The organism is Streptomyces sp. NPDC029956 (assembly GCF_055574655.1).
On the sequence record NZ_JBVHZJ010000057.1, the window covers coordinates 1 to 14,814 of the forward strand.

9 protein-coding genes and 3 pseudogenes are annotated in these 14,814 nt (G+C 69.3%); 5 read left to right on the forward strand and 7 right to left on the reverse strand.

What is annotated here, in order from left to right:
* A pseudogene (locus ACZ4XX_RS32445) lies at positions 1-437 on the reverse strand (transposase); the annotation flags it as partial.
* A gap of 495 nt (positions 438-932) precedes the next feature.
* Between ACZ4XX_RS32445 and ACZ4XX_RS32450 the strand changes: the two are divergent.
* Positions 933-1,745, forward strand: coding sequence for a hypothetical protein (locus ACZ4XX_RS32450; protein ID WP_468511439.1), 813 nt, complete (start codon positions 933-935; stop codon positions 1,743-1,745).
* Positions 1,746-2,167: 422 nt separating this feature from the next.
* Positions 2,168-2,620, forward strand: coding sequence for a GNAT family N-acetyltransferase (locus ACZ4XX_RS32455; RefSeq protein ID WP_468511440.1), 453 nt, complete (start codon positions 2,168-2,170; stop codon positions 2,618-2,620).
* 106 nt (positions 2,621-2,726) lie between these two features.
* On the opposite strand, the pseudogene ACZ4XX_RS32460 reads toward ACZ4XX_RS32455, so the two are convergent.
* Positions 2,727-2,990: pseudogene (locus tag ACZ4XX_RS32460) on the reverse strand (ISL3 family transposase); the annotation flags it as partial.
* A 1,026-nt stretch (positions 2,991-4,016) separates the two neighbouring features.
* Positions 4,017-4,694 (reverse strand): GAP family protein, encoded by a 678-nt coding sequence (locus tag ACZ4XX_RS32465; protein ID WP_468511441.1) that lies wholly within the window; start codon positions 4,692-4,694, stop codon positions 4,017-4,019.
* A gap of 78 nt (positions 4,695-4,772) precedes the next feature.
* Here ACZ4XX_RS32465 and ACZ4XX_RS32470 point away from each other — a divergent pair, with 78 nt between their 5' ends.
* The gene (locus ACZ4XX_RS32470; RefSeq protein WP_468511442.1) at positions 4,773-4,895 is read left to right on the forward strand and encodes a hypothetical protein; all 123 of its coding nucleotides are present in this window, start codon (positions 4,773-4,775) and stop codon (positions 4,893-4,895) included.
* Positions 4,896-5,269: 374 nt separating this feature from the next.
* Here the strand turns inward: ACZ4XX_RS32470 and ACZ4XX_RS32475 are convergent, their stop codons facing one another.
* From ACZ4XX_RS32475 to ACZ4XX_RS32490, 4 genes and pseudogenes are all read right to left on the reverse strand, one after another.
* Positions 5,270-6,619 (reverse strand): hypothetical protein, encoded by a 1,350-nt coding sequence (locus ACZ4XX_RS32475; protein WP_468511443.1) that lies wholly within the window; start codon positions 6,617-6,619, stop codon positions 5,270-5,272.
* On the reverse strand, positions 6,616-11,409 hold the full coding sequence (locus tag ACZ4XX_RS32480; RefSeq protein WP_468511477.1) for a ricin-type beta-trefoil lectin domain protein: 4,794 nt from the start codon (positions 11,407-11,409) through the stop codon (positions 6,616-6,618). Before ACZ4XX_RS32480 ends, ACZ4XX_RS32475 begins: the two co-directional genes overlap by 4 nt.
* 491 nt (positions 11,410-11,900) lie before the next feature.
* Positions 11,901-12,288, reverse strand: a pseudogene (locus tag ACZ4XX_RS32485) (transposase family protein); the annotation flags it as partial.
* A gap of 99 nt (positions 12,289-12,387) precedes the next feature.
* Positions 12,388-12,534, reverse strand: coding sequence for a hypothetical protein (locus ACZ4XX_RS32490; RefSeq protein ID WP_468511444.1), 147 nt, complete (start codon positions 12,532-12,534; stop codon positions 12,388-12,390).
* A gap of 152 nt (positions 12,535-12,686) precedes the next feature.
* Here ACZ4XX_RS32490 and ACZ4XX_RS32495 point away from each other — a divergent pair, with 152 nt between their 5' ends.
* Positions 12,687-12,875, forward strand: coding sequence for a hypothetical protein (locus ACZ4XX_RS32495; RefSeq protein WP_468511445.1), 189 nt, complete (start codon positions 12,687-12,689; stop codon positions 12,873-12,875).
* An 851-nt stretch (positions 12,876-13,726) separates the two neighbouring features.
* Positions 13,727-14,545 (forward strand): multicopper oxidase family protein, encoded by an 819-nt coding sequence (locus tag ACZ4XX_RS32500; protein WP_468511478.1) that lies wholly within the window; start codon positions 13,727-13,729, stop codon positions 14,543-14,545.
* The last annotated feature ends 269 nt before the right edge of the window (positions 14,546-14,814 follow it).

Genomic DNA, 14,814 nt, shown 5'->3' on the forward strand with positions numbered 1-14,814 from the left:
TGAGGGGCAGTCCGTTCGCGTCCGACAGGACGTGCATCTTGGAGCCCGGCTTGCCCCGGTCCACGGGGCTCGGACCTGTGAGTTCGCCCCTTTTTAGCCCGTACGTGGGCGGAGTCGAGGACCGCTCGGGAGAGGTCGAGCAGGCCAGCGTCGTCGAGTCGATGGAGGATCTCCTCGTGGAGTCGGCCCCACACGCCGGCCCGCGACCAGATCAGGAACCGGCGGTGAGCGGTCGACTTGGAGATCCCGAAACACGGTGGCAGAGCCCGCCAGGCACAACCGGACACCAGCACGTAGATGATCGCGGCGAACAACGTCTCATCAGGCGTGTCCTGCGTCCCACCGCCCTGCCGCCGCACCCGAGACAGCGGGATCAACGGCTTCGCGATCTCCCACAACCCATCCGGAACAATCCAACTCCACGTACCCCGCCCCATAGGCAGCTCAACGACCACCTCACCACGTAGGACACGGTATAAGCCCGCCTCATCCCGATCGCGGACAGCTGCGCGACCCGCTCCGGTGCCAGCGCCGATCTGCGTCCCGGTTCAGGGCCGGTGTCCAGCGCTGGTCGGCCCAGCCAACGGCCCGCGCTCCTGCTCCCGTTCCAGCACCCGGTCCGGCCTCGACCCGAAGGATGTCGCCCTCCAGCTGGACTATCCCTCCGGCACCCACGCGCGATTGCGTTCGTCGAGCGGGAGCGCCGCGTCCGCACAGCCCTACCTGCCCCATTCGTGTTCCCCGTAGCCGTCGCACTGTGAGGCGTACCAGCTCCCCAACCAGCCAAAGGCGTTGCGCGCGCCAGAGCTGCGCCGGACCGGCCGGCCGGGCATCGTGGCGGCCCTCGCCGCCCTCCCACCCCCTGGAAGGACCGGACGAGCGGGGATCCGAGAGGGCTGACCGCGACGGCATCCCGCTCTACGATCATGCTCATGTCGACCTCCATCTCCTCCCTCCCGGTGCTCCGAGGCCGGGGCGGGGCCGTCCTGTCCGCTGAGGACATCGGACTGGTCCTCGACCTCCCGCGCGAGCAGGTCACCTTCACTCCCGACGGGCTGGGCCGGATACGCGCCGAGGGTCGTTCGGTCCTTATCGAACTACGGGCGAGGGCCGGGGCGACGCCGCGCGTCCACCGCATCGACGACGTGGACGAGGAAGCGGCCACCGCCTTCGCCGACGGGGTCAACGCGATCCTGGCGAACCGGACGGACAGCGACGACGTCGACGGGGCCCCGTTCGCCGTGGTCCGCTCGCTCGCCCCCACCTGGAGGGCGAGGTTCCACCGACGGATCCTGCGGGGCACGCTGGGGCACCTGCTGGCGCTCGTCGTCCTCTGCGTGCTGGCCGGCTCGCTGGGCAGGTGGGACCTGGTGATCCTCACGGTTGGGGTCGGCGGCTTCGCCTGGCTGGGCCTGTGGCTGGGCCTGTACGGAGTGATCCGCGCGCGGCGGGAACGCTGGCTGTACCGGTACGGCGTCATGGTGACCGCCACCCGGGCCACGATGACCCGCGGGGGGTACGTCTACCCGGACGCGACCGGGGCGTACCGCGGCTTCCTGCACGGCGAGGCCGGCCACACGATCACTGTGGCCCACCCCCCGGAGGACCCGGCGGATGTGCTGGTGCCGGTGTCGCCGTTCACGCACCTGGTGAACACCTACGCGGGCGCCGTCCTGGTCCTCGGCTGCAGCGCCATGATCGTCCTCCACGCCGTGATGGCGGTGGACTTCCTCCTCGACGGCTGACGAACTCGTGCATGGTTGTCGAGGCTCGACTCGTGCTGTCGTAGGGGCGGACAGCTGCTCGTCCTCTGCCGTACCACTACGGGCGGCGAAACGGTCGGCCCCGGGAGAGACCGGCGGGGCGATCGCCAAGGACCTGCGGGTCAGCGTCCGGACGGCGCACCGATGGCGGACGGCCATCCCGCGCCGACCACGGAGGAGGTTGAAGCACTTGTGCATGGGTTCCGGCGGCAGTTGGTGATCAGCTCACCCTGGATTGTTGATGAGAAATGGGTTCTGGCACAGATCTTGGGGAGCCGTCGCGGAGCGTCATCCAGCGTTCGAACGGAAGGCGGCCGGGTCCGATAGTGATCGATCTTGACGAGCCCGACCTGTGTGATGTCGAGTTGACGGTGAGAAGTGGTATCAGCGCATAGGGGATCGACATGTTCATAGCGGAAGAGGGCGTTTTCGATCCTGTAGAGGTGCTGAAGCTCTACCACTCGGTCGGCTGGGAGGGCTACACCAGCGACGTCGATAAGCTCTGTCGCGGTCTCGTGAACTCTCACCTCGTCATCACGGCACGAGACGGATCGGGATCCCTCCTGGGACTTGCCCGGACCATCTCCGACGACGAGCACATCTGTTACGTCCAGGACGTCGTGGTCAATCCGGCGAACCACAGGCAAGGGGTTGGCCGGGCGCTGGTCGAGCACTTGATGCGGCGCTACTCCCACTGCCGATTCTTCCTCCTGTCCACAGACCACGAGGCGTCACCAGAGGGCAGCCGAAACCACGCGTTCTACCGGAGCCTGGGCTTCCTGTCCTACGAGGAAAAGAAGATGGCAGGCTTCGGACTGCCAAGGAACCGCCCTGACCTGCACGATACGGCTCCATAGGCAAAAGATCTTGAGGAGTTCCAGAATGCTGCTGGAGCAGGATCAACTTGCGGAGTAGATCGAATCCGGCTCGGCCGTAGAGTTGCCGCTTGATCTTCTTGATGCGGTTGACGGCGCCCTCGATGCTGCCGGAGCTCCAGTCGAGAGTGAGGCCGGCGGTCACGGCGTCGAGGTCTCGGTGCAGGTGGAGTGCGAAGCCGGTGAGGCCGGGCAGCTGGCTGTCGTCGACGGCGTCGATCCAGGTGGGAAGTGTGGAGCCGAGGCGGTCGGTGAGCATCTCGCCGAGATTGCGGACGTGTCCGGCTGCCGTGTCCAGTTCGGGGCAGCGGGTCAGGACGTCTTTCAGGCCGGCCCGGTCTTCCTCGGTCAGGGTCGTGGGATGTCGGGTGAGTCAGCCGGTCACCTGCCGTACCGTCGGGGGCCGTAGCGGTGCGGCGGGCGGACGGAGCGTCGCGCAAGGCGGCGATGTGGGCTCGGACCATGCAGTAGGTGACGGGAGCTTGCTCGGCGACCAGCTCGCCGTGCAGTTGGGTGACGCTGGTGCATCCCTCGACGAAGCGTCGTTCCAGATAGGGCTTGTAGGGGTCCAGCCTGCTGGGCCTGGGCCGGTTCTCGCGGATGGTCTCCTGCCAGCGTGAGGCGTTCGCGTACCGGAGCACGGTGTTGAAGGCCCCAGCCCAGGTGCCGGGCGATCGCCCGGCGTGAGTGACCCTGGGCGAGCATCTCGTGGACCAGGGCATGTGCGGCCTTCTTCCGCTCGGCCCGCCGGCCGACGGGCTCCGCGTCGCCCTGAGGCTGACCGGAAGCCCGTCCGGTGGTCTCCTGCTGCATGCCGCTGGGCGACGGGGTGCGCAGGCAGTCGCGGTGGGCGGCGACGCAGGTCTCCACGGCCCGGCTGAGGCCCTGCCACAGATGAAACCGGTCGGCGACCTGCAGAGCATCGGGGGCGCCGCGCCGGGCGCCCTCAGCCCGGCCGCGCGGCCTCTCGCCACCATCTCGACCGTGCCGAACGCGGCCGTAACCGCCTCGACCTTCACACCAGCGAGTCCCAGAACGGTGCATCGGTCTGCATGCCCCGCACCATCACCGTCCACAACCGACCAGAGCAGCGAACGGAATGCACCTGAGGGAGCGTCGTTTCCGGCTGTCAGACACCAAGGCGTACGCCGTCTCGCACGAGCCGGTCCCTCGCAATCGAACATCGAGGTAACGCTCGGCGACGGCTCCCCAAGACTGTGCCAGAACCGAGAAATGACGGCACGGCAGGTTGCCTCGCGCGCCGCGTCGAGCATGCGTGGTGACTGGATGAGGGCCTTCGTAGGGTTCGTGCATGGCCAAGGTGAGCGAGCCGGCCATTCGGGGTGTGACGCCTCACCCGTGCTGACGACGGGAGGACTCACCGACCAAGTCCGGTGAGTCCGTCGCCCAGGAGGCTGGCGCCCAGAAGGAGAAGCACGATCGCGGTGATCACGGTGCTGTTGGTGATCATGAATTGTCTGACACTGTCCAGGAACGACGCCGCGCGCTGTCCGCCGAAGAGATGGATGATGACGGCGCCGAGGACGGTGCAGGATCCGATGAGAACGAAGACAGTGACGGCCGCAGTGAGATCGCCATGGTGAGCCCCAGCTTCGACGATCGACGTGGTGGCCGAGGCCGTCAGGACGAAGTTCTTCGGGTTGGCGCCCGACAGCAGCGCACCGAGGAGCAGCGCCCGCAGGGCCGAGATGTCATCGAGTGACGCCATCCAGCGTGGCGTCTCGGTCTCGTTGCCGGCACCTGGACGCTGCCACCATTTGCGCGCCCCCAGCACGATGAGCGCCACTCCGGCGAGTACCCGTCCCCAGTCTGCGATCGCTGACGAAGGGCTTTCGGGGTCGTCGGCTCCACCGAGCACGACCACGACGAGCGTTGCCACGATACTGAGACCGGCGATCCACCCGGCCGTGAAGAGCAGGCCGTTGCGCCGGCCCTGTCGGCCGGCCAGGATCAGCACGATCCCGATCAGAGGGAAAGGGCTGAGGGCGACCGCGAGCGCCGCCGGCAGCACGGCTCCAATTGCCTGGATCAGCACCGGTTCCCCTTCCAAACTCCATGGCCAGGACGCTGGGCAGTGCCCTCCCGGGACCGTACCGAGCGCACCGTCTGCCGCATGACCAGCACCTTTCGCCAGGAGCATCCCCATGCTGCCCTGGCAAGAGCCACCCTGCCTCCCGAACTCGTCACCATCACCCGACCGTGGATCGGGGCGCCTCCCGAGCCCATCGACAAGTGACGTCACCACTGCTCGACGAAGCCAGCCGGCCCCGCCCGCATGAGCGGGACCAGCGTCGAGCTGCCTGGTCGTCGGAGCGCCCCTGTGTCCCCTTGCACCTCAGTGTGGGGGCGTGCGGAGTCCCGTCGTCCTGGACTGCTGACGGCGGTTCTTTGCCCCGCCGGGTTGTCGCGGCGTTCGCGGCGTCCGCGGACTTCGTGGCTATCCCAGAGGCGCGAGCGGTAGATGCTGGCGCCGGGCGCCAGCCCCCGATACGTGTGCCCGCGTTCTCCTCGGCACACCCAACGGCGCCCCCGACTGGCGACCTGATGGCGCAGAGCGCCCCTCCGGAGGGAGGGGCGCTCTGGTTGTGCTCACCGGTTCGGGCAGGTGCGTCAGCTGCGCTGCACCAGGTGGTCGACCGAGAAGAGGAGGTGGTCCTCGCCGTAGTGGAAACGTCCGGCGAGGGCCTCGTAACGGGTGTACTGCTCCTCGGAGACCGGAAGCCGGAGGACCTCCACGGTGCGCAGGAACAGACGGAACCCGAGGTCGGGATCGACCTGGGTGGCGACCTGTTCGAGGGCTTCCACGACCGTGGTGCCTTGAACGGGGTGGAAGCCGGGGCTGACCGACGTCCTCGCGGCGAGGGGGGACATGCCCCGGATCTCGCGCAGGACCTCGTCAACCTCGACCTCGACCTCGGCCTCGTCGCCGTCGCCGGTGGCCGGCGGCGGGGCCGCCGGGACGTAGGCGGGTGCGACCTCGGCCAGGTGCTCCTCGCATACTTCGGCGACCTGCTCCAGCCACTCCCGGCCGCCGACACCGAACCGGTCGATGCTGTAGCCACGGTCCGTCGCGGCCAGCCACAACACGGTGATCGCGTCATCGGACAGGCCGGCGTCGAGCACCCGACGGGTGTCCTCCAGGAGTACCGCCGCCTCCGAGCCCGGAGGACGCTCGTAGCCGTCACCCCTCGCCGCCGCCGCGACTGCCTCGCGAGGTACGCGGTAGTGCCAGCCCGCCGTGAACTGCCTGGTGAGTCGGGAGAGCCCGAAGTCTCCGTCGATGCCCTGCCGGGAGGCGGCGCTGAACGGCGGCCACGTGATCGCGAGGCCGTCGTGAACAGCGCCCGGTGGGAAGCCGAACTGCCGGCCGAGGGCTACCAGCCGGCGGTACTGCCCGTACGGGACGGGGACGGAGTGCGCCTTGAGCGCACGGAGCAGCAGGCGCATGCCGAGATCGGCGTCGGCGCCGGTCACCACCTGCTCCAGGCAGTCGACAAGCGTCGGCAGCGGAGAAGCGTCCGCCAGGGCCGGGGCCATGACGCGGAGTTCCGCCTGGACGGCCTGGGACAGTCGTGAGTCCCGCACCGGCCGCACCGGCGGCGGGCTGAAGGGTCCTCCCTTGTTCTGCCGGATCCGCGCCGTGGACACCTCTGAGATCCGCTCCAGCCAGGTACGGCAGGTCATGCCGTGGCCGGTCGGGTCGAAGGCGTTCCCGGTGGAGGCCAGCCACACCGTGCGCAGAACTCGATCCGGGAGCTCGGACGCCAGCAGGCGGCGGGCGTCCTCCCCCAGCTCGACGGCCTCTTCGCCGTCCGACCGGTCGGCCAGTTCCTCCGCGAACCCGAGCGCGGTTGCCGGGCCGGTGGCGGAGCCGGGACGGCTGAGGCGTTCGGCCAGGGCGGTCAGACCGAAGTCCTCGCCATAGCCCAGTTCGTCGTACGCAGGACGTTGCCCGGTCACGGAGCCACCCCTGTGGGGAAAGCGGTCATGATGGCGTAGCCGCCACGACCGTTGCCGCTGTGACCTGTGACCTTCATCAGTTTCAGCGTGACCTGGTTACCGGCGTTGGTCACCGTTACACCGTCCGGGTGATACGTCTTCCCCAAGGACTCAAGGGCGGGATAGGGCCGTGAGATCTCCAGGACCACTTCTCCATCCCTCGCTTTGGTGACCCTCTCCTTGAACTTCTTCATCTTCTCCGTGTCCCGGACCCTCTTGCCCTCCTTCATGACGGTGAAGTAGTCCTCAAAGACATGCTCGATGGCCTTCTGGGCGATGTCCTGGCTGGTCCACACCGTCTTCGGCACGCCCTGCTCCCGCGCCAACCTGAAGGCTTCGGCCGGACTCGGCAGCACGTGCTCCCTGAGGGCGTGCATCTCGCCCGAGTCCTTGTACTTCTTGAGGGCCGGCAGGAGTTCGTCGCTGAGCTTGAGGCAGTTGTGCACCAGCACGTCCGACGCCCGTGCGCCTTCGGTGCCGACGTAGAAGGTGTGCGTGCCGCCGACCGTGAGGTCGTAGACCTGCTGGGACGCCGCGTCGGTGGCGTCACGTACCCCTGCCACCGCGATCCGCTGCCCGTCAGGGCGGAGCAGCCGGTCTCCCGGGCGCAGTTCTGCGGCCAGGATCCATCCGCGCTTCTCGGCGAAGATCTTGTGGCCAGGGGTGGTGTCCAGGCTGGTGCCGTCGTCGAGGCGGATGGTGACCAGGCCGTCGGCAGCGTGCTGGTAGGTGTCGGTGACCGGCTCGGGGCGGACCGTTCCGGTGGCCGGGTCGCCGGCCAGTACCGCGTCACCCACCCGGAGGGAGTTGATCGGGCGGTGTGATCCGTCTGCCATGAGCACGGGTGTGGTGGCCGGGAAGCTGTTCGTCTCGCACTTGGTGAAGATCGATTCAGCCAGGCCGGCCTCGTACTCGATGGCTGCCAGGGCCTGCGGGTTGAGCCTCAGTGAACGCAGGGCACGCAGTGCGTCGGCGATGCCGATTCCGGTGCGCATGGCGGCGTCGACGGCCATGATGCCTTCGGCGATGGGCCTGAGGATCTTCCCCGAGAACAGCAGGGCGACGTCCAGGGCCGCCCAGGCGCATCCGCCCCAACTGCCGCCCTCACCACCGGGCCACAGCTGTGCGCACCTGATCCAGTGCCCGAAGAGGATGTCCACCGGGTCGATGCCCGACTGGTACTCGCCGATCGAGATGGTGTGCGTGATCTCGTGGGACAGCTCGTCCGTCGGGTACTCGCCCAGGTACTTGGTCTCGCTGGCGGGGCATCTGCCCGTCGACGGGTCCGGGGCTTCGGCAGAGCACAGGTACAGGTCGAGGAAGGCCTTGTACCGGATCCTGACGGTCATCGTGCAGTCGCCCTTGTAGAAGAGCGCGTCGATCCAGCCTTCGCAGCCGGCCGTCTTCTTCAGGGTCTGCGGAGCACCGATCTGCTCGGTGCGGCTGACCAGATAGAACATGCGGCCGATGGACCCCCCGACGCCGTCGGGGACGGTTCCGGTGTCGATCTGCTTGGCCTGGGCGGCCTTCTCGGCCCTGTCGGCGGCTTCCTGGGCCTCCTTGGCGTACCTGTCGGCGTCCTTGGCAGCCTGCTCGGCCTCGGTCGCGGCGACGGCGGCGCGGTCGGCTGCCTCGCGGGCGGCCTTGGCGTCCTGTTCGGCCCGGGTCGCCGCGGCGCGGGCGGCGGACGCGTCGAGGGCCGCCTGGTCGGCGGAGTCGCGTGCCGCCTTGGCATAGCCCTCGGAGCGGCCCGCGGCCTGGTCCGCGGCCAGGGCGTCCGCCGCGGCCTGACCGGCGAACTCGATACTGCGGGCGAGCGAAGCAGAGGCCATGGAAGCCGACTTCGCGGCGTCGGCCGAGTAGCCGAGGGCCTCGTTGGCGTAGGTACGGGCGTCCGAGGCGTGCTTGGCGGCGTTCGCCGCGTGCTGGTACGCGGCCTTCACGTCGCCTTGTGCCTGATCGGCGATGACCTTGGCCGAGGCCGCCTCCTCCTGCGCGTTCCTGGCGTGCGCGTCGGCGATGGCCTTCTGCTGTTCCGCGATGCTCTTCGACGCCTGCCCGGTCAGCACGACCAGGCCGGCCGCCGAGTCGGTGGTGACGTAAGGCGATCCGAGCTGTATCGCGTCGTTCGCGGGCTTGGCGACCTGCGCGGCCGCCCTTCCCGCGTCCACCGCGGCCTGGGCGGTCACGTAGGCGTAACCCGTCGCCTTCGCCGCAGCGGCCCGGGCCTTGGCGGCGTCCACGTTCGCCTTGTCCGCCAAGGTCTTGGCGGCCTTGGCCTGCGTGTCCGCCTCGTTGGCCTGGGAGACGGCCGCCCGCGCGTCGAACGCGGCGCGTTCGGAAGCGTCGATCGCCTCTGCGGCCGCGCTCGTCGCGGTGCGCACGGCGGCGTCCGCCTTGAGCTTCTCGGCCTGGGCGGCGTCGGCGTCCGAGCGCGAGCGCTTGGCCGCCGCCTCGGCGCGGGTCGCGGCCGCGTCGGCCTCGGAGGCGGCCTTCGTCGCCGCGTCGGCTTCGCCGCGCGCCCTGCCGGCCGCCGTCTCCGCGTCCGTCGCGTGCTTGTCCGCCTGATCGGCGGCCGCACGTGCGGCGGTGGCCTCCGGGGCGGCATCGAGGGAGGCGGCGTAGGCGGCCTTGGCGTCGGCCTTGGCGCGTGCGGCGTCGGCCTTCTGTTCCGCCTGCCAGGCGTCGTCGCGCTTGGCCTTGGCTGTGTCGCGTGCCTTGAAGGCGCCGTTCCTGTGCTCGGTCGCGGTCGCCTCGGCGGCTTCGGCCCTGGTCCTGGCGTTGCCGGCCTTGGTCGCCTCCGCTTCCGCGTTCCTCTTGTGCTGGGCGGCTTCGGTCTGCTTGACGGCCGCCGTTTCCTTCTCCTTCTTCGCCGTGGCCTCCTCGGCCTCGGCCGCGAGCCGCTTGGCGTGGGCGTTGGCGGCCGCCGCCTTCGCGTCGGCCTCCGCCTTCAACGCCTCACCGAGCTTCGCCTTCGCGGTGTCCGCTTCCGCCTTGGCGTTGTCCCGGTGCGTCTTGGCCGAATCCGCGGCGGCCTTCGCCTGGAGCTCGGCCGTGCGTGCGGCCTCCCGGCGGAACTCCGTCTTCGACTGCGCGGCCTGGGCCAGTGCGCGCTGCGCGATGGTGTTGCTGTCCGCGCCAGAGGCACGCGTGGCCGCCTCCGCGGTCTCACCCGCCTTCACCATCGCGTCCAGCGCCGCCACCGAACCCCTGGTGACCTGGGCTTTCTGCAGACCGGCCAACAGACCGCGGCCACGCGGCGCACCGCGTTCGTCCGCGATGGCGTAGGCCGCCTGCATGGCGGCGTCGGAGGCGGTGGCGGCCGCCTTCGCGGCGGTGGCCTGCTGCTTGAGCAGGGCGAGCTGCTTCTTCGCGTTGGCCTGGGCGTCCGCGATGCCCTTGGTCGCCTGGTCGAAGTGCGCCTTGGGCTGAACCTCGCCGGTGTGGCCGGAGGGCTTGATGTTGACCTGCTGCGAGCCTCCGCCGGTGCACGTGGCGAGCAGCGCGTCCCTACTGAGGTCGTACGTAGGGAAGTTCAGGCACTTGCCCGAGTTGACGTGCTTGAGCGCGGTGGTCGCACGGGGCGTGTACGCCCAGACCTGCGCGGGGCCGCTGTTGCACGTGGCGATCTGGAGCTTCGTACCGTCCGCCTTGCCGTTCCCGGCGACTTCGAGGCACTTGAAGGACTTGACGTTACGCAGGTACAGGCCGTGGTCGTCACCCCACACCCGCCACCCCTGCTGGGCGCCGCCGTTGCAGGTGTAGACCTGGACGGGGGTGCCGTCGGCCGTCCCCGCGCCCTGGACGTCCAGGCACTTGCCCTTCGCACCCTGCAGCTCGATGATTCCGTCGGCCTCGCCGATCCAGCCGACGCCGCCCGCGGACCAGTGGTCCTGCCAGCGGGTGAGGTGGTCGGCGACCCATGAGTGGCCGAGCATCTGGCCCAGGGCCTCGGCTCCGGTGGCGAGGGCCTTGGTGGCGTCCTTGCCGGCGTTCACGACCTGGTTGCGCTGGGCTGCCTGGGAGCTGATCTCCTGCTGCCACTCGGTGGCCGCCGTCGCGGAGACATCGCCGAGGACCTTGTTCGGGTCGAGCGCATCGCGCCAGGCGCAGGTCGAGAAGCGGGTCTTCATGTCCTCGACCGCGACCCGGTACTCCGCTGTGCCCGGCGCGGGGCCGGTGCGGGGGAAGCCGCCTGAGGCGAGGAAGAGCCGGGCGTTGTCCGCGCCCGTGGGCTCGAAGGTGGCTTCCTTCAGCCACTCGAATCCGGCGTGCTCGGCGCGGTCACGATCCAGGTTCGTGCTGGTCGCCGAGTCAGGGTCCTTGCCGTAGAGCGGAGTACCCAGGTCGGAGACGGCCTTGATGGTCTTCTGGTCCGCCCTGGGGGTGGGGTCCGCGTAGAAGTCGCTCTCGGTCTTCCAGTACTGGTCCGCGATCCACGAGGTCAGCCCGGTCTGGGTGTGGAAGTCCACGCCCTCGCTGATGCCCGGCGGCCAGTGGAACGTCGTGTTGTTGATGCCGGCCGGAGTCGTCAGCCCGGCGAGGGGCTTCTTCCAGCTGTCCCGGAGGGCGTTGATGTCCGCCAGCTTCTTGCTGGCGGCGGTCCGGTCCTGCGCGTACGCCTGGGAGAGCGGCGTGCCCTGCCAGTGCTGGCGGTTCGCCAGCACGCGCAGCTTGTCCGCGGGCTGGTTGAGGCCGTCCTGAGCGGTGCCGGCCATGGCCGGGCCACCCAGCCGCAGCACGTCGGCCATCAGGCACTGGTCCTGCCGCAGTTGCTCCGCTGCGGTGTCGTCGAACCAGTCGTACGAGTTGCCCGCGAGTTCGGTCCGGCCGAGAGGTCCGGACGGTGGCTGCGGGCTGGCGACGGCGATCACGGCGACGGCGACCGCGGCCGAGATCGCGGGAGTGAGGAAGGCGGGCCTGCGCGATCTGCGGAGGCTCCGGCCTGGTCGTGTGTACAAAGTGGTGTCTTCCCCCTTGTTGCAGGCGAAGGCAGACGGGGATGGCTCGCTTCGAGGTGTTGCGCAGGGGCAAGTTGGCAGCACGAACGTGCAGCCGGTAGCCCTGTTGATGCGGTTCCGTAAACCGGCCCGCGGCGTCCCCCGTAGCGGCGCTGGTCCCCCCGGCCGCCGTGAACGCGTGCAGACAGCGACCAGGTCAGCGGACGCCGTCTCACGCGATGATCACCGTACCCGGCGGTAACAGCATGCGCCATAGGGTGCTCGATCACCTATGCGAAGAATCGGCCCTGTGTGACGACAAGCCGGGTGTCGGCCTCGATGACGACCTGGTGGTTCGTCGAGCACCGGTAGGCCTTGGACTGCTCGGCCACCGTGTGGTCGAGGGCGGGACCGGAGTGGCGTCCACGATGAGCACGACGTCCCGGCGAAACCGCCTACGGGGCCGGAGTGCGAGAAGAGGCCCGAGGCGATCGACGTTGCGGTTGGCTGCGGACTTCGAGAGGCCGAAGAGCGGGGTGAACTGGCGCGGCGTCAGGTCGGTGCGCCAGTTCGTGTCCACCAGGAGCAGCCGGTCTTCCAGCGGAAGCCCCACGGCCGGCCCCGCCGAAAGACGTCGACGCCGTCGCGTCTCAGGACAGGCACCACTCGGTTGGACTGGCGCGGCGCCATGCCAGTGAACGGGACTGTCCAGGACGGCTCTGCGGTCGTGATCACACCCCAGGCATGGCAGAAGTCGACATCTACGCCCGGCACCAGCCGGGCGTGATCTCAGCCGAGGAAGTCCATCCGGAACGGCACGGACGCCTGCGGAGCCCAAGGCGCGTCCTCGTCGACCTCGCGGTCGATGTAGTCGGTCAGATCGTGGCCGTAGCAGATGATGTCGGTTCCCCACACCGACAGGACTGGATGGCCCACGGTGTCGCGACCTGCGGGTATGAAGCGGTAGAGCCTGTGTGACTGCCGAACTGTCGACTTCCGACAGCCTGTCTCGAAATACCCCGGGGCGATGGGGGCTTGACGCCCGACGCGTGGCGCAGTGCCATGGGTACGGATGGAGGGGGTGCGCGGTGAGCGACGAAGACGGGGATGCTGAGAGTGGGGGCGACGATCGCCCACGGGGCTGGGGTCGTCCAGGCTTCGAGGACCGCTTCTGGCTGGTGCTGCTCGCGTTGATCGTGGTGATTCTCTTTGTGGTCGGACTGCTGGGCGGGGATACCGGAGGAGCGCACCCGGACGGATACACCGGCTGGCACTAGAGTCGAAGGCTCTTGCCGCATGGACCGCCGGACACCGCGGGCACATGGCCACGGTTCCCCCCGAGATCACGGCCTTCGTCGCCGTGGCGTCCCGCCTGCCTGAGCGGACGCTCGATGCGAGCAGGCAGGCCACCGCGACGGCGCTGCCCTCGGGTGCGTACGATCCTTCCGGTGCTCCAGCCGCTCTCCGCCGCACAGTTCAGCACACTGAACAGGCGGGTCCGGGATGCTTGTGGCTTTCCTCACGAGAGGCGACAGCCCCCTACGGGGATTCGGGAGGCACCCAGGTCCTGGGCGAGGGCCAGAATGATCAGGAGTTTCGTCCCCGGCCCGACTTCCGAGGCGTGAATCCGGTCAGTTGACGTCCGCTGTGTGCCTTCCCGAAGGAGCCGGCTTCGTTCGATACGCGCTCGGTCGAGGCGGCCGGGGGTGTCGCGCGGTGTGCCATCCGAGGCACCCGGACCGAGTGGATCTAGATTGCTGGCTCATGGGAGAAATCGGGAGAATTCGCCGTCGATCGGTACTCAAGGCCATCTCCGGCGTCGGCCTCGCGGCGGCGCCTGGCAGGCTTCTCGACGGACGCCGTGCGACACCGTCGCCCGCGCCGTTTCCGCAGCCGGCCTTAGCGGTCTCGCGGCCCGGACCCGGCTCGGCCTCGCCGGTTCTCGCCCAGACCCTCGACGTCCGCTTCGCAGACATTTCCCATCCCCGGCTACGGCTCTGTCACCACGCGTGCCTACAACGGGGCGATTCCAGGGCCGACGCTGCGCCTGCGCGGTGGTGACACGCTACGGCTGACGCAGGTCAACGGCCTGCCGCCGAACCCGCCTCACCAGGGTGGACACAACACGCTGCACCACGCCAACAGCTTCAACCTGCACACCCACGGGATGCACGTGTCCCCGTCGGGGCCGCCCGGCAACGTCTGGCGCGAGTTCGCACCCCGCACGGCCGAGGAGGCTGCGGCCGGCGTCGCGGAACCGCAGTACACGACGACCATCCTCCTCCCGGCCGACCACCCCGCCGGCACCTACTGGTACCACCCGCACCTGCACGGAGCCACCACCGAGCAACTCGTCGGCGGCATGACGGGTGTGATCGTCGTCGAAGGCGACGTCGACGAGGTCCCGGAGATCAAGGTGGCTGCCGATGTCGTCGTCTGCATCAACGAACTCAAGCTCAAGGACGGCACGGTCCCCGCGTTCACCTCGGGCAGCTGGGTGAAGGGCATCCCGTCCACCTTCGCCGTGGACGGATCGGTCAACCCCACCATCACCCTGCGCCCGGGCGAGGTCCAGCGGTGGCGGCTGGTGGCCGCGACCGCCTTCACCGGCTTGCGGCTCACGGTCACCGGGAGCGGCGGCACCATGACGGTGCACCAGATCGCACAGGACGGTGTCACCTTCGGCGCACCGGTCGCTCGGCAACTGGTGGACATGGCCATGGGCAACCGCGTCGACCTCCTGATCCGGGGCACGTTGCGCGGCAGGTACGAACTTCGGGCAGAGACAGTCTCCGGACCGCTGATGACGATCGAGGTGACGGGCCCGCCCGTCGAGCCGCCGATGGGGCTTCCCACCCGCCTGCCGGCGGGCAGGCCCTTCCTCGACGAGCGGGTGGCAGCGGCCGTCCGCGCTCAGGTGAAGCCTGGTGGTGAATCCGCCGCGTGAGCGGCCCAGGCCTTCGCCTCCCGCACCACCTCCACCAGGCGGACGTGCAGGCTCTGCCACGCGGTTTCGTCCCGGTGTTCTGGGACTTCGGCCCCTCTTGGGGGGTGCCGACGGCGGGTCGGTTCGGACCCGGTGCAGAATCCCGTCGGTCACCTGCCGATGGTTCCGCCACCGGCCACAACGCCTGTTGCTCACCGCAGGAACGGCCGTAGCCGTTCCCGCTCGGCGTCACTCAGGTCACCCCGCCCCATGCCTGCGTCAACGCCCCG